Annotated in this window: 21 protein-coding genes; 16 read left to right on the plus strand and 5 right to left on the minus strand. The window is 35.4% G+C overall.

The window, feature by feature from the left end; translation table 11 throughout:
- Nucleotides 1–1,128 (plus strand): tRNA 2-thiouridine(34) synthase MnmA, encoded by a 1,128-nt coding sequence (gene mnmA, locus LB888_RS10765; protein WP_066124463.1) that lies wholly within the window; start codon nt 1–3, stop codon nt 1,126–1,128.
- A 410-nt stretch (nt 1,129–1,538) separates the two neighbouring features.
- On the opposite strand, the gene LB888_RS10770 is transcribed toward mnmA, so the two are convergent.
- Together LB888_RS10770 and cls are read right to left on the minus strand one after the other, a co-directional pair.
- Nucleotides 1,539–2,225, minus strand: a complete 687-nt coding sequence (locus LB888_RS10770; RefSeq protein WP_318752916.1) for a YjjG family noncanonical pyrimidine nucleotidase — start codon at nt 2,223–2,225, stop codon at nt 1,539–1,541.
- A 182-nt stretch (nt 2,226–2,407) separates the two neighbouring features.
- On the minus strand, nt 2,408–3,994 hold the full coding sequence (gene cls / locus LB888_RS10775) for a cardiolipin synthase (RefSeq protein ID WP_318752917.1): 1,587 nt from the start codon (nt 3,992–3,994) through the stop codon (nt 2,408–2,410).
- Nucleotides 3,995–4,155: 161 nt separating this feature from the next.
- Between cls and LB888_RS10780 the strand changes: the two genes are divergently transcribed.
- From LB888_RS10780 to lepA, 3 genes are all read left to right on the plus strand, one after another.
- A complete protein-coding gene (locus LB888_RS10780; RefSeq protein ID WP_276645725.1) occupies nt 4,156–4,575 on the plus strand; it encodes a helix-turn-helix domain-containing protein in 420 nt (139 codons plus the stop codon).
- A 14-nt stretch (nt 4,576–4,589) separates the two neighbouring features.
- A complete protein-coding gene (locus tag LB888_RS10785; protein WP_311919545.1) occupies nt 4,590–5,216 on the plus strand; it encodes an endolytic transglycosylase MltG in 627 nt (208 codons plus the stop codon).
- Nucleotides 5,217–5,633: 417 nt separating this feature from the next.
- Nucleotides 5,634–7,460 carry a translation elongation factor 4 gene (gene lepA, locus LB888_RS10790; protein WP_318752918.1) on the plus strand — a complete coding sequence of 609 codons (1,827 nt, stop codon included), beginning with the start codon at nt 5,634–5,636 and terminating at the stop codon, nt 7,458–7,460.
- A gap of 182 nt (nt 7,461–7,642) precedes the next feature.
- Here lepA and LB888_RS10795 read toward each other — a convergent pair whose 3' ends face one another.
- Nucleotides 7,643–8,554: a YitT family protein gene (locus tag LB888_RS10795; RefSeq protein WP_318752919.1), complete on the minus strand. Its 912-nt coding sequence runs from the start codon at nt 8,552–8,554 to the stop codon at nt 7,643–7,645.
- Between the two features lie 262 nt (nt 8,555–8,816).
- On the opposite strand from LB888_RS10795, the gene LB888_RS10800 reads away from it, so the two are divergent.
- From LB888_RS10800 to LB888_RS10835, 8 genes are all read left to right on the plus strand, one after another.
- Nucleotides 8,817–10,010 carry an acetate kinase gene (locus LB888_RS10800; protein WP_318752920.1) on the plus strand — a complete coding sequence of 398 codons (1,194 nt, stop codon included), beginning with the start codon at nt 8,817–8,819 and terminating at the stop codon, nt 10,008–10,010.
- Nucleotides 10,011–10,204: 194 nt separating this feature from the next.
- Complete coding sequence (locus tag LB888_RS10805; protein ID WP_318752921.1) at nt 10,205–12,298, plus strand: transglycosylase domain-containing protein; 2,094 nt, start codon at nt 10,205–10,207, stop codon at nt 12,296–12,298.
- Between the two features lie 27 nt (nt 12,299–12,325).
- A complete protein-coding gene (locus LB888_RS10810) occupies nt 12,326–12,481 on the plus strand; it encodes a hypothetical protein (RefSeq protein WP_318752922.1) in 156 nt (51 codons plus the stop codon).
- 278 nt (nt 12,482–12,759) lie between these two features.
- Entirely contained in the window at nt 12,760–13,119 is a 360-nt protein-coding gene (locus LB888_RS10815; RefSeq protein WP_276645742.1) for a YlbF family regulator, read from the plus strand.
- A gap of 92 nt (nt 13,120–13,211) precedes the next feature.
- On the plus strand, nt 13,212–14,480 hold the full coding sequence (locus tag LB888_RS10820; protein WP_318752923.1) for a DNA repair exonuclease: 1,269 nt from the start codon (nt 13,212–13,214) through the stop codon (nt 14,478–14,480).
- Nucleotides 14,470–17,292, plus strand: a complete 2,823-nt coding sequence (locus LB888_RS10825) for an ATP-binding protein (protein ID WP_318752924.1) — start codon at nt 14,470–14,472, stop codon at nt 17,290–17,292. Before LB888_RS10820 ends, LB888_RS10825 begins: the two co-directional genes overlap by 11 nt.
- Complete coding sequence (locus LB888_RS10830; protein WP_318752925.1) at nt 17,292–18,236, plus strand: 3'-5' exoribonuclease YhaM family protein; 945 nt, start codon at nt 17,292–17,294, stop codon at nt 18,234–18,236. Before LB888_RS10825 ends, LB888_RS10830 begins: the two co-directional genes overlap by 1 nt.
- Nucleotides 18,237–18,248: 12 nt before the next feature.
- Nucleotides 18,249–19,007 carry an SRPBCC domain-containing protein gene (locus tag LB888_RS10835; RefSeq protein ID WP_318752926.1) on the plus strand — a complete coding sequence of 253 codons (759 nt, stop codon included), beginning with the start codon at nt 18,249–18,251 and terminating at the stop codon, nt 19,005–19,007.
- A 126-nt stretch (nt 19,008–19,133) separates the two neighbouring features.
- Here LB888_RS10835 and LB888_RS10840 read toward each other — a convergent pair whose 3' ends face one another.
- Both LB888_RS10840 and LB888_RS10845 read right to left on the minus strand, forming a co-directional pair.
- Complete coding sequence (locus tag LB888_RS10840; protein WP_318753979.1) at nt 19,134–19,937, minus strand: AraC family transcriptional regulator; 804 nt, start codon at nt 19,935–19,937, stop codon at nt 19,134–19,136.
- Nucleotides 19,877–20,092 (minus strand): hypothetical protein, encoded by a 216-nt coding sequence (locus LB888_RS10845; protein WP_318752927.1) that lies wholly within the window; start codon nt 20,090–20,092, stop codon nt 19,877–19,879. Before LB888_RS10845 ends, LB888_RS10840 begins: the two co-directional genes overlap by 61 nt.
- Before the next feature lie 118 nt (nt 20,093–20,210).
- On the opposite strand from LB888_RS10845, the gene rhaB reads away from it, so the two are divergent.
- From rhaB to LB888_RS10865, 4 genes are all read left to right on the plus strand, one after another.
- Nucleotides 20,211–21,674, plus strand: a complete 1,464-nt coding sequence (gene rhaB / locus LB888_RS10850; protein WP_318752928.1) for a rhamnulokinase — start codon at nt 20,211–20,213, stop codon at nt 21,672–21,674.
- A 14-nt stretch (nt 21,675–21,688) separates the two neighbouring features.
- Complete coding sequence (locus tag LB888_RS10855; RefSeq protein WP_318752929.1) at nt 21,689–22,951, plus strand: L-rhamnose isomerase; 1,263 nt, start codon at nt 21,689–21,691, stop codon at nt 22,949–22,951.
- A gap of 19 nt (nt 22,952–22,970) precedes the next feature.
- The gene (rhaD, locus tag LB888_RS10860; protein WP_318752930.1) at nt 22,971–23,789 is read left to right on the plus strand and encodes a rhamnulose-1-phosphate aldolase; all 819 of its coding nucleotides are present in this window, start codon (nt 22,971–22,973) and stop codon (nt 23,787–23,789) included.
- 206 nt (nt 23,790–23,995) lie between these two features.
- The gene (locus LB888_RS10865) at nt 23,996–25,147 is read left to right on the plus strand and encodes an iron-containing alcohol dehydrogenase (protein ID WP_318752931.1); all 1,152 of its coding nucleotides are present in this window, start codon (nt 23,996–23,998) and stop codon (nt 25,145–25,147) included.
- Nucleotides 25,148–25,189 lie beyond the last annotated feature (42 nt).

Consider the following 25,189-nt stretch of genomic DNA (forward strand, 5'->3'; position numbering starts at 1 on the left):
TTGACTGATAACAAAAATACACGCGTCGTAATAGGCATGAGTGGTGGCGTCGATTCATCGGTGGCCGCACTATTATTAAAACAACAAGGATATGATGTCGTCGGTTTATTTATGAAAAACTGGGACGATACAGATGATGAGGGCTATTGTACCGCAACGGAAGATTATGAGGATGTAGCAAAAGTTGCTGAACAAATTGGCATTCCTTATTATTCAGTCAACTTTGAAAAAGAATATTGGGATCGCGTTTTTGAATATTTCTTACAAGAGTACCGTAATGGTCGTACGCCAAATCCTGATGTCATGTGTAATAAAGAAATTAAATTTAAAGCATTTTTAGATTATGCGATGGGATTAGGTGCTGATTATATCGCGATGGGACATTATGCGCAAGTGGAAACAGATGAAAATGGTGTGGTTCATTTATTGCGTGGTAAAGATGCGAATAAAGACCAAACTTATTTCTTAAGTCAATTATCACAAGCACAATTGAAAAAAGCGATGTTCCCATTAGGTCATTTAGAAAAGCCACAAGTTCGTAAAATTGCCGAAGAAGCTGGTTTAGCGACAGCTAAAAAGAAAGATTCAACGGGTGTTTGTTTTATCGGTGAACGTGATTTTAATGAGTTTTTAGCGAATTATTTACCAAACAAACCCGGTAAAATGATGACATTAGATGGTCGAGAAATGGGCGAACATATGGGATTAATGTATTATACCATTGGGCAACGTCAAGGTCTTGGAATTGGTGGCACAGCCGGTACTTCTAATGAACCATGGTTTGTTATTGGTAAAGACCAAGCGACTCAAACCTTATACGTAGGTCAAGGTTACCATCATGATAATTTATATTCTGAATATTTAGAAGCAAGTGAAATTCATTTTACAACTGATAATTGGACGGAAAAAGAATTTGAATGTACAGCTAAATTCCGTTATCGTCAAAAAGATATTAACGTGAAAGTGCAATTGGATGAATCAGGCACTAAAGCGAGAGTTATTTTTGATGAACCAGTGCGTGCAGTAACACCAGGCCAAGCAGTTGTCTTTTATCGTGGCGAAGAATGTTTAGGTGGCGGCTTAATTGATGCTGCTTATATGAACGGTGAAAAACGTCAATATGTTTAAGATGAAAAGATAAATAAAGATAGAGTGAATCGATATAGGGACATTAAGTAACTATTGCGAATTCACTCTTTTTTTGTTTGTGATATTTAAGATATTAGGTTGACTGTATTTTGTTGGCTGTGTGCTTTTGGTTGTGAATAGAAGAATTTTCCCTGGTGATTAGGTATAGGTTTTAGAAAGGCTGTTAAAGACGAATTCAGTTGTTTTTTTAAACCTTAATCGGAGTAAAAAATGAAGCAAATCGATTGATTCTCGAATTGTTTATTCACCTCCCGTACAGTAAGAATTAGACAAAAAGTTGAAAAACGATTGAGTTTTGCTCTTGATTAGAATTCATTAGTATAAAAGGTTGAATAAAAAGTGGACAAGTTTACCAAAGTGCTGGTTTTTATCGCTCGTCCACTGATAGTTTAAATTAAAATATCTAATATTTCTTTAAAGTTTTGTGCTTGATAGGTGATGGTTAAGTCGTCTGGCTGTTGCTTTTGGTGAGGATTATACCAAATAGAATGCAACTGAATATTGTGCGCTCCACGCATATCAGAGGTAAGACTGTCGCCAATCATAATCGCTTGTTCAAAATCAAAATTATTAATTTGTTTAAATGATTCTTCGAAAAAGCGAGCATCAGGTTTACTAAACCCTAATTTTTCTGAGATAAAGATATAGTCAAAATAGTCGATGATGCCGGTTTTATTTAGACGTTTTATTTGTGTTGGATAGACACCATTGGATGCTGCGAGTAATGTTTTTTGATGTTGTTGTAGCGTATTTAAGAAGTTCTCTGCACCATCAATCAAATCACCAGCTTCTGCAAGTTGATCCCGGAAATAATCATCCATATCATCAGGTACTACCGAAAAACCTAACTGCTCAAAAAAATTAGGAAAGCGGGTTGCGAGTAGTTCTGACTTAGTAAGCGTCCCTAATTCGATTTGATGCCATAGTTGTTGATTATATTGTTTAAATTGCTTGAATAGGTCATCTGAGTAGGGGAAACCGATATGTTCCGTTAATTTTTTAAAGGCTTTTTGTTCACTTTTTTGAAAATCAAAAATCGTATCGTCTAAATCGATAAAAATATATTGATAGGTCATTATGGACATCCTTTCGTCTTGAAGATTTTTTACAAAGTCAGATTTTATTATAACATAAAAGAAGAGACTGAGTAGTTGGCATTAAACTTATACTCGGTCTCTTTGGAATCAATAATTTATATACATTAAGGAATAATTTAGACAAACTTTATGATAATAATTTAGCAATTATGCACCATCTTTTATAATAATGGCGCAAAGATTTTAACGATCCACCCTGTTAATTTTTGAGTAAAGGGACGACTATTCAGTTTATCAAATAAGATAAGTTCTGACATTCCTAATGTTTCTTGGAAATCCTCTTCAATATCGGCAATCGAGTCTGTTTTATAAAGTAAAACACCACATTCAAAATGATGGTACAAACTACGATAATCTAAATTAATGGAACCGACAACCGCCGTATCATTATCACTGACAAAAACTTTTGCGTGGATAAAACCAGGCGTATATTCATAGATATCAACACCAGCATCCATTAAAGAGGCGTAGTATGTTTTTGCAAGGGCAAAAGGAATTTTCTTATCAGGAATACCAGGTAAAATGATTTTTACCTCCACACCACGTTTGGCAGCAAATTTGATAGCATTTTCTAATTCACTATCAAGAATTAAGTAAGGGGTCATAATGTGTACATATTGATTAGCACGATATAAGATATCAATATAAACATTTTCGCCAACTTTTTCGTAATCAAAGGGTTCGTCGCCATAAGGAATGATAAAACCAGTTTGTTTGTTAGGTAGGGGATTGGCTTCATTTAAATAAGCTGAATAACGCGGTTTATTTTCATCCATATTCCATAGTTGTAAAAACATCAGAGTAAAGGTCTTAACCGCATCACCTTTTAACATAATGGCAGTATCTTTCCAATGACCAAAGCGGTGAGTTAAGTTAATGTATTCATCTGCTAAGTTAACGCCACCGGTAAAGGCCGTGTGTCCATCAATAACCAGTATTTTACGGTGATCCCGGTAATTATAGTGAGTGGATACAAAGGGGGTAATCGGTGCGAACATCTTACATTGAATTCCTAATTGACGTATCTTCGCATCATAATCCCAAGGAACTTTGGTAAAGGCATTGGTACCATCGTACATTACACGCACTTCAACCCCTTCGGCTGCTTTTCTGGCGAGTATTTCTAGTATATGGCCCCACATTTCACCTTCTTGAATAATAAAATACTCTAAAAAGATAAAATGTTGGGCTTTTTCTAATTCAATCATCATTGCCTGATATTTATCTTCACCGGTTTTAAAGTACTCAGTCGTTGTTTGATTATAAACAGGATAATTACCATTTAATCTCAGATAGTGAGCAAGGGTAGCAGTTCCTTCATTGATTTTTGTTAGTTCTTCCATTACTTGTGGATTCTGGCGAATTTTGTGTTCACTGCGGACGATGGAATGATTAACCCGACGCGCTAAAATTCTGTGACCTAAATTACTTTGAGTATAAGCAAAAAGCAAGCCACCAAAAATTGGGAAAGTCATAATTACCATAATCCAGGTTGTTTTGGCAGTGGCACTAATTTTGTGTGAGTTTAAAATATAAATAACAATAAAACTTGAAAATGTAAGGGAAATACCATTGATTATTGGAAAATATTCACCAAACCACTTAAACATTGAGAAGAGGAAGAAAATTTGAACTAATAATAAAATGGTAATAACGCCGGTACGACTAAAAATTATTTTGAATAACCCATGTTTACCTGTATCCTTTAGTAGATATAAGGCTTTGGTTGTATGTTCTTCCTGTTTCATATTTCCTCCATAAAAAAGCTATACTTTCTTCTATTATACTTTCAGTACGCTATTTATTTCAACTTTTTTGAAAAACTTAATCTGATTGTAATAGCATTTCTATTGAAAATTTTCAGTTTTTTGAATAAAATAGAAAGTATGAATAATGAAAGAGGTGCCTTATGGATATATGGATTTTAGTGATTGCGTTATTAGCAATCGCCATCGTATTATTGATTGCTTCTATTTATGCAAAAGACGATCAAAAAATTGAAAATCAATTAGAAGAATTTCAAATTCAACAATCAAGAGAATTATATAATATTAAAACGAGAGTAGCTGAAATTGAGCAAGAATTAAAAGAACCTGCTCCTTTAGTCTATGGTAACGACCAAAATTATCCTAACGAAACAGTTGTTGATGAAGAACAATTAGTAGAAGAAGTTGACATGGTTGATACTACAGAAGTTTCCGAATTAACTAAAGAAGAAGTCATTCGTTTATATTCTCAAGGATTCACCATGCAAGAAATTGCAGCTGATGTTGCATTGAATGTTAAAACCGTTCAAACGATTGTTGATGATTACATCGAAAATCGTTAGAAAGGAATGATTTCATGAGTAAACAAACATTAAGATCAATGGGAATTGGCTTTTTATGTGCGGCATTATTATCAGGAGCTTATGCTGTCTTCGGTCAAGGAAATGTACCGGTGCCGGGTGTGACAGTTAACTCTTTGTTTAATGGTTCTAATAACGATAAGGAATTAGCACAATATCGTGAAGAAGTAAGTAAATTACAAGAAGAAAAGAGTAATTTAGAGTCAGAAAAACAAAAATTGTCTGAGAATATGTCAGCCTTAGAAGAGCAAATGAACAAACAATCAGAAAAGAAAGAAGAAACAACTTCTGGTAATTCTATTGAACCAACCAGTGGTGAAGAAAGTACGGTAGCCGAAGACGAATCGACTGAAGCAACGAATGAAGAAAATAATGATGAAGTAGCAGCTGAAGCAGGATCAACTACTACTTTCACGATTAGTGAAGGGGAAGATTCAACGACGATCGCGAATCGTTTGGCAGAGGAAGGCATTATTCAAGATTCAGCTGAATTACAAGAAATTATTGCAAACTGGGGCTTAGATACACTAATCCAAGCGGGAGAATATGAATTAAGTCCTGATATGTCAGTTCATCAAGTGGCTGAAATCTTAACTAATGGCGCTTATTACTATATTCCATAGGGCTAAATGAGTCGTTAGTAAGAATCGATTTAATCCGTTTAAAATCGTGTGTTTTTTGTGTAAGTAGTAATATATAACGTCAAAGTTTGACACGATTTTAACTATTCTATCATTAAATAATAAAAGGGACTGGGAAGAAATTTTATTAAGTTTCATCCAGTCTCTTATTTATGTGGCAAAACACCATGAATGTTGAAGTGGGTAAATTGCCTTAAAATGATAGAAAATCAAATAGTTGTTTCTCATAAGATAGTTTGATACTATAAGACCATTGTATAAAGTGTCATTGTCAATGAAAACTTAAGAGAATATGATAAAAATGACTATTCAATTAAGCGAAAATTTGTTAATATTAATCATGTATGTATAAAGCTTGAAATAAGTTTTTATTGAATTCAAGCAAAAGGATGTGAAATTATGTCTTTAAGAGATGATATGTTAAAAAGACAACAAAAAATAAGAAACTTTTCGATTATTGCCCATATCGACCATGGTAAATCAACTTTGGCTGACCGTATCTTACAACAAACCCATACGGTTTCAGATCGGGAGATGCAAGACCAATTGCTTGATTCAATGGATTTAGAGCGTGAACGAGGCATTACCATTAAGTTAAATGCTGTTGAGTTGAAGTATCAAGCCAATGACGGTGAAGAGTATATTTTTCATTTAATCGATACGCCAGGTCACGTCGACTTTACTTATGAAGTATCGCGTTCATTAGCCGCTTGTGAAGGGGCGCTATTGGTTGTCGATGCAGCACAAGGGATTGAAGCACAAACCTTAGCGAATGTTTATTTAGCGTTGGATAATGATTTAGAGATTTTGCCGGTTATTAATAAAATTGATTTACCAGCAGCCGATCCAGAAAGAGTTCAACAAGAAATTGAAGACGTTATTGGTTTAGATGCCAGTGAAGCTGTTTTTGCGAGTGCCAAAGCCGGTATTGGAATTGACCAAATTTTAGAGCAAGTAGTTGAAAAGGTGCCTGCACCGATGGGGGATATTGATGAACCCTTACAAGCTTTAATCTTTGACTCAGCTTACGATAGTTATCGCGGCGTTGTCTTAAATGTCCGAATTGTGAATGGGACGGTTAAACCAGGTGACACAATTCGTTTAATGAGTAATGGCAAAGAATTTGAAGTAATCGAAGTAGGTGTATTTTCTCCAAAACCAATTAAGCGTGACTATTTAATGGTTGGGGATGTTGGTTATTTAACGGCCGGAATTAAGACGGTTCAAGATACACGGGTAGGTGACACCATCACATCAGCTGATCGACCGGCAGCAGAACCGTTAGAAGGCTATCGTAAATTAAATCCAATGGTTTTTGCTGGTCTCTATCCGGTTGAATCCAATGACTATAACGATTTGCGTGAGGCTTTGGAAAAACTACAGTTAAATGATGCCGCTTTAGAATTCGAAGCGGAAACGTCACAAGCATTAGGTTTTGGTTTCCGTACTGGATTTTTAGGTTTACTACATATGGATGTGATTCAAGAACGTCTAGAAAGAGAATTTAACATTGATTTAATTACGACCGCACCATCGGTTATATATAAAGTATTAAAGACGAATGGTGAAGAAGTAGTTGTTGATAACCCAAGTATGATGCCTCCAGCAACTGAAGTTGATCAGATTTTCGAACCATATGTTAAAGCAACGATTATGGTGCCTAATGACTATGTTGGGGCAGTAATGGATATTGGTCAACGTAAACGTGGTAACTTTATTACGATGGATTACTTAGATGATTATCGTGTCAATGTTGTTTATGAATTGCCGATGGCAGAGATTATTTATGACTTCTTTGATAAATTAAAATCTAATACTAAAGGTTACGCTTCCTTAGATTATGAAATCATTGGTTACAAACCATCTAACTTAGTAAAAATGGATATTTTATTAAATGGTGATTTAATCGATGCCTTTAGTATGATTGTTCATAAAGATTTCGCTTATGGTCGCGGCCGCGAATTAGTCGAGAAATTGCGTGGCATTATTCCGCGTCAATTATTCGAAGTGCCAATCCAAGCTGCGGTCGGGCAAAAGATTATTGCGAGAACAAATATTAAAGCATTACGTAAAGATGTAACAGCCAAATTATATGGTGGGGACGTTTCACGTCGTAAGAAATTATTGGAAAAACAAAAAGAAGGTAAGAAACGAATGAAGCAAGTGGGGTCTGTAGAAGTACCTCAAGAAGCATTCATGGCTATCTTACAAATGGACGAAGATTAAGATTAATTAAAAAATCGGTGACGGGATAGAAACGATAAAATTCTATCTCGTCGCCGATTATTTTTGTAACATTGACGTACGTTTAATTTTTTTCAAAATTTATCCAATGATTTTCAGGGAGGAAAGGGACAAGCGAGGCGTTTTCTTAATGCTCCTTGTCGGTATCATTATCTTAGTGTGAATTAGTAATTGGCATTATCTGAATAAAATCGCTTATTACGATTGTCGGCATTGTAGAAAGTGAAGCCTTGACCAATGACTTGTTGGACATCAGAGATGGTGACAAAGGCCTTAGCATCAATTTTTGAGATTAATCGTTGAATTTGGACGACTTGATGACGACTGACAATGACATATAAAACATCTTTCTCACGATGACTGTAATAACCATAGGCTTTCAAAACTGTTAAGCCACGACCAACTTGTTCAATAATGGCATGCGCTACTTCATCTTGTTTTTCAGAGATAATCATTAGCGATTTACGACGGTCAAAACCTTCAGTGAAAATATCAATCATATAGCTAGTAATGAACTTCATAATTAACGTGACAATCGCATTTTCTAGCCCAATAACAAAAGAACTTGCGATAATAATTAATAAATTAACTATGAAGACACCCAGTGAAAAACTTAAACCAAAGAATTTTTTTAACATTAAAGCAATAATATCGGTTCCGGCAGTTGTTCCATTACCACGGACAATAATCCCCATACCAATCCCCATGATGACACCACCAGCAATCGAAGAAATTAAGACATTTTCTGAGGTAAATCCAGGTGTTTGGATAATTTCCATAAACCAACTCATCATAGCTAAGGCATAAATGGTGAAGACCAGTGTTCTTTTTTCAATAAATTTCCATCCGATAAGCAGTAAAATCGCATTCAGGATAAAGTTGGTGGCCCCAACATTAATTTGGCGCATATAGTATAAAATAATCGCAATACCCGCGACACCACCACTGGCAAATTTATTAGGTAGAACAAAACTATTAATACCTACCGCATAGATTGCGCAACCCAGAGTAATCATCACGATTGAGAAAATAATGGTTGATGTTTCCATTTTGAGATAATCATTTATTCTTTTCATTGAAAGCTCCTAATTTCTATATTATTCATCAACCATTATACCACTCAAAATAAAACTGTAAACGGCTATCTGATTAAAAACTGATTAATTATTTCACAATCAAATGAAGCAAAAGTATTTGTACAATAGGAGTCGTTTTTTAGCTTATCATGTTTCTATTCACAAATTTTATAAGACTTTTTCAATTTAATACTAAAAAATTAAAGTGTTTAATGTTATAATAGTCTTATGTAAAATTATTTAGAAATGGGGAACATGTTAAATGTCTATTACTATGGCAGTGAACGCTGGTAGTTCAAGTTTAAAATTTCAATTGTATACGATGCCTGAGGAAACAGTCATCGCTAAGGGATTAGTAGAACGTATTGGGATTAATGACTCTGTATTCAAATTAGAATATGGTGACGACCAAGAAGTGAAATTAGTGGAGGATATCGCAACTCACGATCGTGCGGTTGAAATCTTATTTGAACAATTAGAAGCGAATAATGTGATTCATTCATTTGATGAAATTACGGGAATTGGTCATCGTGTAGTAGCAGGTGGCGAGTTATTTAAAGATTCAGCTTTAATAGATGACGAAGTAATTGATCAAGTAGATGAATTAGCAGAATTTGCGCCATTACATAATGCAGCAGAAGCAGCAGTTATGCGTGCGTTTAAAGAGCGCGTTCCTAATGCAACAATGGCAGCAGTGTTTGACACTTCATTCCATACAACTTTACCTGCTGAAAATTATTTATATAGTTTACCATATGAATATTATGAAAATTTCAAAGCACGTAAATATGGAGCTCACGGAACGAGTCACCGTTATGTTAGCCGTCGTGCCGCTGAAATGTTAGGTAAAAACATTGAAGATTTAAAAATTATTACTTGCCACTTAGGTAATGGTGCGTCCATTACTGCGGTTGAAGGTGGTAAAGCAGTCGATACTTCTATGGGGTTCACACCTTTAGCTGGGGTGACAATGGGAACACGTACAGGTGATATCGATGCTTCAATCATTCCATTCCTAATGAAAAAATTAGAAATCAATGATATCAATGAAATGTTAAATATTTTCCAAAAACAATCTGGTTTACTAGGAATTTCTGGCATTTCAAGTGATATGCGTGAAATTATGGCTGCCAAAGAAACAAATGAACGTGCTAAATTAGCATACGAGATTTTTATTAACCGTATTCAAAAATACATTGGTCAATATATTGCGGTAATGAATGGTGTTGACGCGATTGTCTTTACAGCTGGGATTGGGGAAAACTCAGCTCCTGTCCGTGAAGATGTTATCAATGGTATCACTGTATTTGGTGCAGAAGTTGATGCAGAACGTAATGATACACGTAAAGAAGCAGTTATTTCAACTGAAGACTCTAAAGTAGTGGTACTAAATATTCCAACGAATGAAGAAGTTGAAATTGCACGTGAAGTTGAGCGTTTAAAAGCAAATGCTTAATTATTTTTGACGAAAAATGATGAAGGGCTGGGGTTGCTCCCAGTCTTTTTTCGTGATTAAATATGAATTACTTACTATTTTACATGAAATTAATCGATATTTAACAAATTAGTAGCAGGATAGTCTATTTTTCTTCTAATTTATTTTATAATATAGTAAGTGAAGAAATAGATGAAAGAAAGGTGGTGCCGCAAATGGCTAATCAAAAAAAGTCGAGTCATATCTGGCAAGGCATCAAAAATTTATGGCGCTATTATCGTGGATGGAAATGGCTCATCTTCATAGGGATGACACTGTCTTTAATCTTATCCAGTTATTTAGTTCTGATTGCAAAAACAACTTCTGTAGATACTTTACAAGAAGCTTTAATGTCTCATACAACAGTCCTAGATATAAATGATGAAGTAGCTGGGACTTTACGCGATCAAAAAGGGAGTTATGTTAGTTTAGAAAATATTTCTACTCCGATGCGTGAAGTAGTCGTCAATACCGAGGATAAACGATTTTATCAACATGTTGGCTTTGACCCAATTGGGATGGGGCGGGCTTTTGTACGCTTAATTATAAATCGGAACACTACCGGTGGTGGGGGAAGTTCGATTACACAACAATTAGTAAAAAATGCATTTTTAACGTTGGACCAAACGTTCAATCGTAAATTAAAAGAATTTTTCTTGGCATTAGAAGTTGAAAAGAAATATACCAAAGATCAAATTTTAGAGATGTATTTAAACCATGCTTATTTTGGTAATGGAGTCTGGGGGATTGAGGATGCTTCTATGCGTTACTTTGGACATAGTGCCGCAACCTTAGATTATAATGAAAGTATGGTCTTAACTGGTATTTTAAAAGGACCTAATATTTTTAATCCGATTGATGATTATGAAGCAGCGATTGATCGTCGTAATGTCATTGCTGATTTAATGTATAAAGAAGGCATTCTTTCACAGTCTGAGGTTGAAAATATTAAAGTCAGTTCGATTGTGTTGAACGATGCTTATTATGATACGGTGAGTCATGAATATCCGTTTTATTTTGATGCGACCATTTCTGAAGCAGTTGCCAAAGCGAAAATCCCTGAAGATGAGTTAGTTTCAAGTGGTTATAAGATTTATACGTATTTAAATACAGATTATCAAAATGCGATTGATGCTTCATATACGAACGACTGGATTTTTGGTGATGATGGGATTGAACCAACCGTCCAAAGTGCTAGTGTAGTGGTTGACCCTAAAACTGGTGGCGTAATGGCGGTTTATGGGGGACGTGGCGAATATACCTATCGTGGCTTCAACCGTGCGACTGATATGTATCGTTCTCCTGGTTCGACCATTAAACCCATAGCTGTCTATGTGAGTGCTTTGGAAAGAGGTTATACTATCCATTCGATGGTCCCCGATGTTGTAAAAGGATATGGTAGTGATAATTACGCACCAGAAAACTATGACCGTAAAGTGTCGGATACCGGTGAAGTTGAACTTTATTATGCCTTAGCTCAAAGTAAAAATACCAGTGCTGTTTATTTAATGGATCAATTTAAAATTGATACCGCCGTTAATAAATTAGCGCAATTTGGGATTAAGGTCGATGAAGAAGATAAGTCTTTAACTCTTGCTTTAGGTGCGATGAAAAACGGTGTTTCACCGCAGCAATTAGCATCAGCCTATTCTGCTTTTAGTAATGATGGCGTGCGTTTAGAAAGTAATTTTATACGTCGAATTGAAGACCCAAGTGGTAAAGTAGTTTATAATAATGAAAACCCAACGAAATATAAGGTGATGACTGCCAATGTCTCAGCTGATATGACGAGTATGATGCTTGATACTTATGGTGGTTATGGTACGGCTTATGGTGCTGGCCCCGATTATGGATTAATTGCCGGTAAGACAGGTTCGACTGAAGTGAGCGAAGGCAATATGCAAACCCGTGATAAATGGATGGTAGGTTATACACCAGATTTTACCATTGTTACTTGGGTTGGTTTAGATAACGTTGGTGATGGTAATCTAGATGAATTGATGCCGACAGGGATGGGTAGTCTATTCAATATTCAAACAACCAATTTGATGTTAAGTTCACCGCAAACACCGTTTAAGGTACAGATGGCCTCGCAGATGGAAGCGGATAGTAACTTTATCGATGAAGATATTTTTGGTGATGATTTTAAAGCATGGTTAGAAGGTGCGGGCGAAACCTTAAATAAAGTCGTCGATAGATTAGGCAACGAGGCTTCAGACTTATGGCAATCAGCTAGTGAGTGGTTAGAGACAGTTGAATTACCATTTTAATGCAATTAAATAAAGCTAAGTGAAAAAATGAAAACTAACGGGAGAGGATCAGAAGTAAAAAATCGAATGATTTTCGCTTCGTCAGTTCACCCCCGCACAGTTGGGAGTAGACCAGAAGTAAAAAATCAAATGATTTTCGCTTCGTCGGCCTCCCCCGCACAGTTGGGAGTGGACCAAAAGTAGAAAATCAAATGATTTTCGCTTTGTCTGTCCACCCCCGCACAGTTGGGAGTAGACCAGAAGTAGAAAACTGAATAATTTTCGCTTCGTCGGCCTACCCCCGCACAGTTGAGTAGGCCTCAAACAAGTCATTAAGACGCAGATTGAGACCACTCAACCACTGCGCTTTGAATTATCGAGCAATCACTTGACTGAATTTTCAAGTTTATGCCCAGCATCATTGTAGAATGATCTATATTTTGATATGATAGTAACGTAACTTAAAAGGAGATGACTAGAAAATGACACAAAACAACATTTATGATACAGCGAATCAATTAGAACGTGATTTACGTAGCTTAGATGCTTATAAAAATTTAGTAGAAACAATGAAATCAATTAAAGAAGATAGTGCATCTAATGAATTATTTGAAGAATTTAAACAAATGGGACAAAGTTTCCAAATGAAACAAATGACTGGTCAACAACCAACAGAAGATGAAATTAAAGATTATCAAGAACTTTCAGAAAAAGTGATGGACAATGAGTCTATTAATAAATTAATGGAAAGTGAACGTCAGTTAAGTCAAATTATGGAAGACATTAATCGCATCATTACATTACCATTGCAAGAAGTTTATAGCGAAAATAACGAACAATAGTTTATTTTGCATCTGAATTGCCAACTGCGTGTCAATCGAAGTCGATTTGCGTCAGTTGGTATTTTTTAAAACAAATTTGAAAGGAGTCAGCTATGAAATTACTACATGTATCTGACTTACATTTAGATACTCCTTTTAGTGGGATTGCTAAACAAGATTATCAATTACAACAAAAGTTGATTCAAGCTCCCTTTGAGTCTTTTGAACGATGTGTCTCAATCGCGATTAATCAAAAAATAGATTTAATGTTAGTTTCAGGTGATATTTATGATGCGACTAAGCAAACCATTGCGGCTAAGCATTTTTTCTTTCAGCAAATGAATCGTCTAAAACAAGCAGAAATTCCAGTCGTCATCGGTCATGGTAATCATGATTATTACGAGCCGAATTACTTATCAATGAATTATCCTGACAATGTTTATTTATTTGAGGAAGAATTGGTGAAGCATTTTGATATTACCACTAAAAATAATGAAACCATCCGCATTTATGGTTTTAGCTATAATCATCGTTGGATTAAAGAACGAATGATTGAAAAGTATCCGATTAATCCGAGAGCAACTGATTTCACCATTGGTTTATTACATGGTTCTTTAGATTCTACTGAAAACGAACACGCCAATTACGCACCTTTTAGCTTACAAGATTTATTAAGCAAGGAATATGATTATTGGGCACTTGGCCATATTCATCAAGCTATGGTTCTAAACGAAGTACCTTTAATTCAATATCCAGGGATTATTCAAGGAAAGAATGCCAAAGAATCGGGAGATAAAGGCGCTTATATAGTTGAATTACGTCAAAATCAACCTACCTTAAATGAGTTTGTGTCGCTTGCATCCATTGTCTGGGAAACAGCTAATTTATATTGCGATTATGATTGGGATCAACAGCGGATTATTTCAGAAATTCAAGACATTGTTACTAATTATGAAGCAGAATCTGAAGGGACTCAGCAATCTTATTTATTAACGATTCATTTGAATGATGCTCATAAATTATCCAATGCATTACAAGAACAAATTGAATCTGGGCAATTAACAGAAGTATTTCAACCGAATTATGAGGCGAAACGCTTTACTAAAGTAGTTAAAATAAAATTATTGACGGACAATCGATTAGAGGTTTTTGAATATGACCCATTATTGAATGAGAGTTATTTAGCGACTCTTCAAGAATTTAAGGATGGAGAATTATACGATACAGTCATTAAAGAGATTACGAAACATCCGGTCATGAGAAAATGGTTAAAAGGGAGTATTTTAACCGAGGATTTAAAAAATGATGCTCTTGAAAAAGCTAATCAACGATTACTGCAAACTTTGAGTATCGAATCGGAGGAGGATAACCATGAAAATTAAAAAGTTAGATATTTATGGTTATGGTAAATGGGTTGACAAAAGCTTTGAAATTGATGAAGAGTTACAATTGTTTTATGGTCCAAATGAAGCTGGAAAATCAACTTTACAATCTTTTATCCGAAGTATTTTATTTGGTTTTCCTACCAAACACCGTCGTGTCAATCAACTCAATCGCTATGAACCTAAATTAGGTAGTCGCTATGGTGGGCGTATTTTATTAATGGATACCCCTGAAGGCGATTTATGGATTGAACGAACAGATTCCAAATTTTCAATTCATACAGTAGATGGAGAAGAAAAGGACCCAGCGTTATTGGAAACATTATTATCTGGGCTTGATGAACGCTTATTTGATACATTTTATGCTTTTAATTTGCAAAATTTACAAGAACTTTCACAATTAGACACCGAGCAAATTAATGATTATTTCTTAAGTATTGGGACCGTTGGAAGTGATCAATTTGTAAAAATTGCCAAGTCATTAGAAAAAGAAACCGATGATTTTTATCGTCCCCAAGCACAAAATCGCCCACTTAATCTATTATTAAGTGAATATGATCAATTAGCCTATAAAGTTGAAGCTGCCAAGGAAACTATGGAACAATATGATCAATTATTGCAAAAAAGACAAGATGAAGAAAAAACAATTGCCGAATTAAACGCTAATATTAAAGAATTAGATAACTCTATGCGCGAATTAGACAAGTTAATCGGACGCTATGACATATTTATCAAAGATAGAGCAACTGTGCGTGAATTAGATCAACTCGTTTTTACCAAGATTGAAGACGAGATGCCACAAAAGATTAAACAAGCGAATCGTAATATTTCTGACAATCACTCAGAAATTAGGCAATTAGAAGAAAAGATTGAGTTAATTCGTGGGGAATTAGGAACGATGACCCGTTTAAATTGGGCAGTGAACCATGAAGAGGAACGTAAAGTATGGTTATCAAAAACTCAACAAGCCAAAGACATCCAAGCTAAAATTGAGTATGCTCAAGCACGGATTGATGAACAAGAAAAATTGATGCACGAATTAGCGGCCAGAGGTCAATTTTATCCTGAACGCGTTGCTGATGATAATGAATATCAACTAAAATTAGAAAGCGGACTTGATATTCAATCTAAAAAAATTGATTTAGCCAAACAAGAAGATAATTTGAAATCCGAGCGTAAAGTTTATTTGGAACAACGCAAAGAACAACAGCATTATAGTGCCATTATCCGTTCGCAAGTCGCGAAACTTGAAAATCAACGCATGAATGATGAAGCGGTCTTGATTGAAGAAACCAGTCTAAAACACTACTTAATGGGTGTCGTTTTCCTGTTTTTAGGTTTAATGTTAATGGGTTCTCAACTGATTAATTCAGTCTTTAATTTGAATTTCTTATTCTGGTTAGGGGCTATTCTAACCGTTATTGGTTTAGTGAGTTCGCTCTATGTCTTTTTTGAACATCGTAAACGATTTAATATTTTTCACAATAGTCCAATCGTTAGCAAAATACAAGAATTAAGGGAGAAAGAAAGCGATTATCAAGAACAAAGTAAAGCAATTAGCATTCAAATAAATCAACGTGATGAAGCCTTAGAAAAAATTGTGGAAGAACGTGAAGAAGTCAATAAAGCTTTACAAAAATGGTTAGTTTCAATAGGGTTTTATCCAACTGCTGATCCTGAATTAGTCCTTAAAACCAATCCGGTAAAAGCGTATTTCGAAGCGCAATCAGTAAAAGAAAAATTCATTGAAGAAAAAGAACATAATCTACAATTGATTAACGATTGGCGTGCTTTATTACAACCATTATTCGAACGTTTCCCATTTGATGATGAATCGGTACGGGCTCAAATTCGCTATGTTGAAGAATTGGAAGCCCAATTGAAAGTAACGCAGTTCAGAGGTCAAAATTTAAATGACCGCATTACTGAAGCCGAAACTAAAATTGAACAATTGAAACAAAAAGTTACCGATGATCAAGCTTTAATTGATGACATATTAGCGACAACGAATAGTCAAAATCAATTAATTTTCTTTGACAAGGTTCGTGATAATGAACGTATTTTAGAATTAACCGAAAAACATGAGTTATATCAACAACAAATGGCCGGTTTCGAAGAAGCACTTGCAGAAGTAGTGAATAAACAAGCGCTAGTTGAAGATTATAAACGATTAGAAGCTAAGATGGAACTAACACGCGAACAATTAGTACCTCATCATTCTGAACGTGCGAATTTAGAAGTAGCGATTCGTAATCTAGAATCAGATGGAACGTATCAAAATCTAACACAGCAATTAGCCATAAAAGAAGCTGAAGTCAGAGAAGCGGTTTTAGAGTGGACATCTAAACGTATTGCGATGGAATTAATTTTCAAAACACTCCGTTATGGGATTGGTGATCCAGTACCTGCTATGATTGAACGTGCGAATGAAATATTTGAACGTTTATCTTATGGACGATATACGCAAATCAAGCTGAATAAACAAGGTGTTAAAGTGATGCAGTTTAGTGGTATTTTATTTGAACCACATGAACTATCACAAGGTACCTTAGAGCAATTGTATGTCGCATTACGATTAGCATTTGTTGAAAGTGCTACTTCAATGGTAAAATTACCGATTATTATTGATGATGCATTTGTTAATTTCGATGAATTTAGAAAAACAAGCATGTACCAAGTGTTAGAGCAATTTAGTGAAACAACCCAAGTCTTGTTCTTTACTTTTGATCAACAAGCGATTGAATCATTTAGAGAAGAACAGACGATTGATTTATCCGAGATTGAACAAGTAGAAGAAAAGGCGGTGGAATAATGACTTATTTGTATGATATTCAAACAGGTGAAGATTTTAACCTCTTTTTATTAATAAAATCAGCAGAAGTAAAAATTGCACGAACTGGTAAACCATTTATCGCTTTTAGTTTCCAAGACCAGTCAGGTTCGATGGATGGTATGTATTGGTCTGCTACTGATGAGGAAATTGCCAAATTCCAAACCGGAAAAGTTGTATTTGTACGCGGTATGCGCGATAGTTATCAAGGAAAATCGCAAGTGAAGATTAAACAATTACGACTAGCTGAAGAAGGCGAACCAAATGATCCCTCTCTCTATTTAGAACGGGTTGAAGTCAAACGTGAAGATATTAAACGCGAAATTGATGAGGCCATTTTCTTAATTCGAGAACCTAATATTGTACGTATTGTCCATAAAATTTTGAATACCGTAGAAGAGGACTTTTATAGTTATCCAGCAGCGAAAAGATTTCATCATGCAATGTTTGGAGGTTTAAGTTTCCATACGGTTTCAATGTTAAGAATTGCTAAAAGCTTATTAAAAATCTATCCTGATTTAAATGCGTCTTTATTAATTTCGGGGATTATCCTTCATGATATTGGTAAGACGATTGAATTAAGTGGTCCTGTCTCAACGGAATATACGTTAAAAGGAAAAATGATGGGACATATTGTCATCATGTCGGAGTTAATTGATCAAGCCTGTCGTGAAATCAATATTAATCCTGAAATGGAATCGATTGTATTACTGAAACACGTCGTTCTAGCGCATCATGGTAAATTAGAGTTTGGCAGTCCAGTAGTCCCCCAAATTGTTGAAGCTGAATTGATTCATCAAATTGACTTAATGGATGCCAACTTAAACATGATGTTAAGCGAAACAGCAAAAATTGAAGGTGGCGAATTTACCGAACCAATCTTTGCTTTAGACCGTCGTCAATTTTATAAACCTAAATTTAAATAGAGGAGCCTTGCTATGTCCAATGAAAAAGAATTAGCATCTAATCAAACCGAAACAAGTGGTTGTGGCTATTCAGAACACGGGCACGAACATCACTATGAGTGTAGTTGCGGCCATCAACACGATCACGCGCATGAGCATCACCACCATGAATGTAATTGCGGCCATCATCATGACCATGCTAACGAACATCATCATGAATGTTGCTGTGACCATCATCACAACCACGGGCATGAGCATCACCACCATGAATGTGGTTGTGGTCATAATCACGATCACCACCATGATTATGAACCGCATCATGGTTTAACTATCAATTTTGATGGTGAAGTCCAAGCGGATATTAATCGTGTTTGGGAAATTTTAACTGAGAATGAGTATATTACCCAATGGTCCCAAGGTTTACGGATTGAAGATTACCGTCCTGGTGGTAAATTGATATATACCGATGAATTAGAAACAGAGCATTCGTTTATGATTTTAGATATTGAAGCACCGGTATTGTTCACCTTCACTTGGCAAGAGGGCACGATTGCTTTTGAATTAAAGGGAACGTCTGAAACAACAACGTTGATTAATTTTTCTAATTGGTTAGAAATTGTTGATGAGAATGCAGCGATTAGTTTAACGAATTGGATGATTAGTTTACAAACAATCGCGGCTTTAGCGGAAGGTGTCGCAATCGAAGATCGTGACACACAATATGTTGAAATATTCCCAAGAATGCGTCAAATGTTATCTTTAGAAGACACGAATACTATCGAATTTGAATAATAGAAAATAACCAGACCGAGCAGAATTTTAATGATTTCTGTTCGGTCTTGTTTGTTTAGGTTATGTTTAATGAGGCAAAGTATTGTTTATCTCAGCAGAAGTATTAATTAAATAGTGTTTACTAAGCTAACGATCATTGCCTGGTTTATGACCGAAGAAGTTTAGGTATTCTCGGTAAAAATAGGTTCGATTAGAAAAACCGACGATATTACTAATCTCATTTATCGGTAAGCGTGTGGATTGAATTAACAATTGGGCTTTTTGCAATTTTTTTTGATTAATTAACTCAGTGAATGTTTTGCCACTTTTTTCTTTTATTAAGTTGCTTAAATAATTTTTATTAAAATTTAACTGACTGGCGGCTTCATTGAGTGTTAGTTTTTGATACTGCGTATCGATTAAATTTAACACTTGTAAATAAGGGGAATGTCCTTCAAAGGAATCTTTTTCGATTTCTGGTAGATTACGAGCCATTTCATAAAATAAAATAGGCAAGTACTGTTGAATAATGGCTTCAGAAAAGTCACGTGGTAGGAAGTATTCGGTTAAAATTTGTTCTAAAATATGAATGATTTGACTACTTTCACCTTGTGAACGTATTATGGCAAATTGTCCCTTTGTTTGATTAGAATTCGTTTGATTTAATAGAGTCTGGTATAACAAGCTATTAGAACTTTTTATTTGGTTTAACCACTCAATGGAAACGTGATTATTTTGAAAAAGAATATTGCACATAATATCCTCTTCATTTAATGCATGGATAGAGTGAATACTATCGACATCCATTAATAATAAATCACCAGCATTAAGGGTGATGAGTTCACCATTAATCACTTGTTGGCAAGTACCATGAACCATGTAATTTAATTCTAAGAAATTATGTGAATGTTCAGGGTATTTAGCATAACGACTGTGTTTACTAATATAAATATCTTTATTTTGAAAAAAAGAGCATCATTAAGCTGAGGCACATGACCGGTTGGTAAATCCGATATTCCTGGAATATCAGCAATAAAACGGCCTAATGCTTTTTGTTCTTTTTCATGTTGGGTTTCTTTTAATAAATAATTTGTGATTGTTTTCATTTTTCACCTGTATATTTGATACTTTAATACTGTTCAAGTGCCATTGTATCATAATTCATTTTAGGTTTAAATAGTGATTGTAAGGGAAATCATTAAAAGTAAAGATAGGAGGGGACGTATGAGTTACCATATTGCAGTTGATATAGGTGCATCCAGTGGACGCTTAATACTTGCTACTTATCATGATGATCATCATGACCAAAATATTTTATTTGAAGAAATTCATCGCTTTAATAATGGCTTTTCGTTAGTGGATGGACATGAACGTTGGAGTATAACGGAATTATGTCATGAGGTACTCACAGGATTACAGTTAGCGAAAAAACGTGGTATTGAACAATGTACTGTGGGGATTGATACTTGGGCAGTGGATTATGTATTGCTAGATGAAAAAGGTCAGTTAATTGCAGAACCGATTGCTTATCGTGATAATCGTACAAACAATGCCATGAACGAATTTGAGCAATTCATCTCAAAAGAAAATATTTACCAAAAGACCGGTATTCAGTTCTTGAATTTTAATACTTTGTATCAACTCTTTAAAGAATCACCGAAAAGTTTATCTAAAGCTAAACATTTATTATTTATTCCAGATTATCTGGGTTATGTTTTGACTGGTAGGAAGGTAGGAGAGAAAAGTAATGTTTCTAGTTCACAATTTCTAAATTTAGACACAGGAACTTATGATAAAGAACTCTTAGACAAAGCTAATGTTCCAATAAGTATTTTACCTGAACTAGTGGACAGTGGGACTACGTTAGGTCCGTTAAAAACATCTTTAAAAGAAACTGGTTTATATCCCGCATGTGAAGTCATTGCTGTCGCAACCCATGATACAGCGAGCGCAGTCGTGGGCATTCCGGTTGTAGAAAGTAGTGGCAATTGGGCTTATTTAAGTTCAGGAACATGGTCATTGATTGGTGTTGAATTAACAGAGCCGATTAATGGGCCTGAAGCTTTGGAAGCTAATTATACTAATGAATGGGGCGCAGAGCACACTTATCGTTTCTTAAAGAATATCACGGGCATGTGGAGTGTTCAGGAGATTGCGCGTATGATTAATTATGAACTGAGTTACGCTGAAATGGCAAAAGCAGCATCACAAGTAGAGCCATTCCAACAGTTTATCGATTTAAATGATGAACGTTTTACCAATCCAGATAATATGATTGAAGCGATTCGTTCTTATTGTCGAGAAACCAATCAAATCGTTCCTCAAACCGTAGGTGAATTGGTCATGGCAGTCTATTCCAATTTAGCCTTATCTTATGCTTATGAAATGGGTCGCATAGAGCGCCTAACTGGTACGAAGTTTGACACATTACATGTCGTTGGTGGTGGTAGTAATGTTCAATTACTCAATCAATTAACTGCTGATTTATTAGGCATTCCTCTGTTGGCTGGACCGGGTGAGGGAACAGCTATTGGGAATATTCTCATACAAATGATTAATCAGAAAGTATTTGATAATCTAGCCGAAGCGCGTCAGTTTTTAGCGACACAAATTGAAGTGAAAACTTATACACCCCAAACAACTTATCCCAATGATTTAATAAGTCGATACATTGCTAAAGTCAAATAAATGGAGGAAAATAAATGGTAGAAGTTAAACAAATCGAACAAGCCTATGAATTAGCTAAACAACGTTATGCTGAATTAGGTGTTGACACAGAAAAAGTAATGGAACAATTAAAAATAGTAAAAGTCTCGATGCATTGTTGGCAAGGTGACGATGTCAAAGGATTCCAATTCCCTGATCAAGAATTATCCGGTGGGATTGCTGTTAGCGGGAACTATCCAGGTGCAGCTCGTACACCAGAAGAATTACGTCAAGATTTAGATAAAGCATTTAGTTTAATTCCTGGAAAACACAAATTAAATTTACATGCAATCTATACCGATACCGATGAAATTGTAGAAGCGGATGAAATTGAACCCCGTCATTATCAAAAATGGGTTGATTGGGCTAAACAAAATGGTTTAGGTTTAGATTTTAATCCGACACTCTTTTCACACCCTAAAGCAGCCAATGGTACTTTAAGTGCCTTAGATGATGAGACACGTGAATTTTGGATTGAACATACGAGACGTAGCCGTAAAATTTCTGAATATTTTGGTAAAGAAACCGGCATTGTTTCTGTTAATAATATTTGGTTACCAGACGGTTCTAAAGATAATCCAATTGATCGTAAATCACCAAGAAAACGACTCATGGAATCACTCGACAAAGCGCGTGAAGAAGCGATTGATCCGCAATATTCTATTGATGCAGTAGAAGGAAAAGTATTCGGGATGGGATTAGAAGCTTATACCGTGGGAACACATGAGTTCTACTTATCATATGCATTGACGCGTAATATTTTATGGACGATTGACTCAGGGCACTTCCATCCAACGGAGGATCCTGCGGATAAATTTGCAGCTGTAGCCCCATTTGGACAAGGATTGTATTTACATGTGACACGACCAGTTCGTTGGGATTCTGACCATGTGGTAATCATAGATGATACATTACAACGAATTGCTGAAACCATTGTCAACAACGAATTATTAGATACTACTCATATTGGACTTGATTTCTTTGATGCCAGTATTAACCGTGTGGCAGCATGGGTTATTGGAACACGCAATACCTTAAAAGCCATTTTACATGCTTTATTAGCACCCGTAGCAGAACTAAAAAACATCGAAAAAGAAGGTAATTTTACAAAACGTCTTGCTTTAACAGAAGAATTAAAATCGTTACCATTTGCAGCCGTTTGGGATTATTATTGTTTACAAAATAATGTTCCTGTGGGAACTGAATGGATTAAAGAAATCGAAGCATATGAAGCAGATGTCTTAAGCCAACGTCAATAGTCGTGAAAAGGAGAAACGCATGAAAAATATTTTAGAAGCTAAATTTGTTCGAGAAATGATGGATACCACTGCCAATCTTTATCGCTTAGGTTGGGATGAACGCAATGGAGGTAATATTAGTTATCTATTAACTGAAGCTGAAGTTGTTGAATATTTGGACATTAACCATGTTGAACGCGTGATTCCAATAGACTTTGAAGGTGAAGCATTAGCAGGAAAGTATTTCATTGTAACGGGTTCAGGTAAATATTTTAAAAATGTTGAAAAAGATCCTGAAGACAGCTTAGGCGTCATTCGTATCGCACCAGATGGAAGATCCGTTGAATTATTATGGGGCTTCGTGAATGGTGGCCGACCTACATCAGAGTTACCTTCTCATTTAATGAGTCATATTGCGCGTTTAGCAGTAGACCCAGAAAATCGCATTGTAATGCACTGTCATGCTACTCATTTATTAGCGATGACTTTTACCCATCCGTTAGAAGAACGTGAATTAACCCGTACTTTATGGCAAATGTGTACCGAATGTTTAGTGGTATTTCCTGAAGGAGTCGGCATTACTCCTTGGATTGTGCCAGGAACGAATGAAATTGGTGAAGCGACAGCTAATAAATTTAAAGAAACTCGTTTAGTCGTGTGGCCGCATCATGGTATTTATGGAGCAGGTAAAGATATGGATGAAACTTTTGGTTTAATTGAAACAGCTGAGAAAGCGGCACAAGTTTTTACTTATGTACGTAGCCAAGGTGAAATCTTACAAACAATTACGGACCAACAATTACAAGATTTAGCCGATGCCTTTGGGGTAACCGCTAGAGCAGGCTATTTAGACTTATAAAACTTAAAGTCTACTAAATGAATAAAGGGACGACTCAAAAATTAGTTATTATTTTTGGGTTTGTCTTTTAACTCAATATGTGAAAAAGTTATTAAACTTTAATAACTAAATTACTTAATCATAAAGGAGGCGATGGTCTTTAATCAAAGTAAACTTGTCTTGGCTCACAATAAAACAAAAATTTAAACTAAAAGGAGAATGAGAAAATGTCAGTATTTTATGTACCTTCAACAAACTTAATTGGTCGCGGTGTTGTGAACGAAATAGGCTCTTATATTAAAGAATTAGGTTTAAATAAGGCTTTATTAGTAACCGATGAATTTATTGCTAAGAGTGATATTTTAGCTAAAGTATCAGCACCTTTAAAGGACGCTAATATTGATTATGTAGTATTTAGTCAAGTGGAACCTAATCCAACAGTTAAAAATTGTGAAGATGGCTTAGCGGTATTGAAAGAAAATCAATGTGATTTTATTATTAGTGTTGGGGGTGGTTCACCACAAGACTGTGCCAGCTGTATTTCTGTCTTAGCAACGAATGATATGAAAGTACAAGAGCTAGAAGGACTTCATAAGACATCTAATAAAGGTTTACCAGTAGTAGCAATTAATACGACAGCAGGTACTTCAGCAGAGATTACAATTAACTATGTCATTACCGATGAGGAACGTAAAGTAAAAATGGTGATGGTAGATAAAAACTCATTAGCCACAATTTCTGTCAATGATCCTGAGTTAATGTTGTCGAAACCAAAAGCATTAACAGCAGCAACCGGTATGGATGCTTTAACACATGCAGTAGAAGCATTAGTGACCCCTGGTGCTTATGGTTTAACAAAGAAATTATCGATGGGTGCCATCGAATTAATTAAAGAGTACTTACCTCGTGCGGTTGAAAATGGTGAAGATATTGAAGCGCGTGAAGCGATGGTTAATGCTATTTTTCTTGGAGGAATGGCCTTTAATAATGCTGGTTTAGGCTATGTTCACTCAATGGCTCATCAATTAGGAGCGGTATATAAATTACCACATGGTGTCTGCTGTGCTATGTTATTACCAGTAGTTGAACGTGAAAATGCCAAACGTGTACCGGCAGCCTTTAGAGATGTTGCTAAAGCTTTAGGAATGGATGTTACGGGTCATTCACATGAAGAGTGTGCTGATTATGCTATTGCTGAAATTGAAAAATTATCTGAAACGGTGGGTATCCCTAAAAAATTAACCGAATTAGACATTAAAGAAGATGAGTTTGATTTTGAATATTTATCAAAAAATGCAATGATCGACGCTTGTGCACCAGGTAACCCTTTCACTCCAACCTTAGAAGAAACGATTAGTTTCTATAAAGAATTATTTTAGGAAATTAAAGACAAGTTTATTACGTTAAGTAATTAAAGAGAT

The sequence above is a fragment of the Globicatella sp. PHS-GS-PNBC-21-1553 genome, assembly GCF_033564055.1.
Lineage (GTDB): Bacteria > Bacillota > Bacilli > Lactobacillales > Aerococcaceae > Globicatella > Globicatella sulfidifaciens.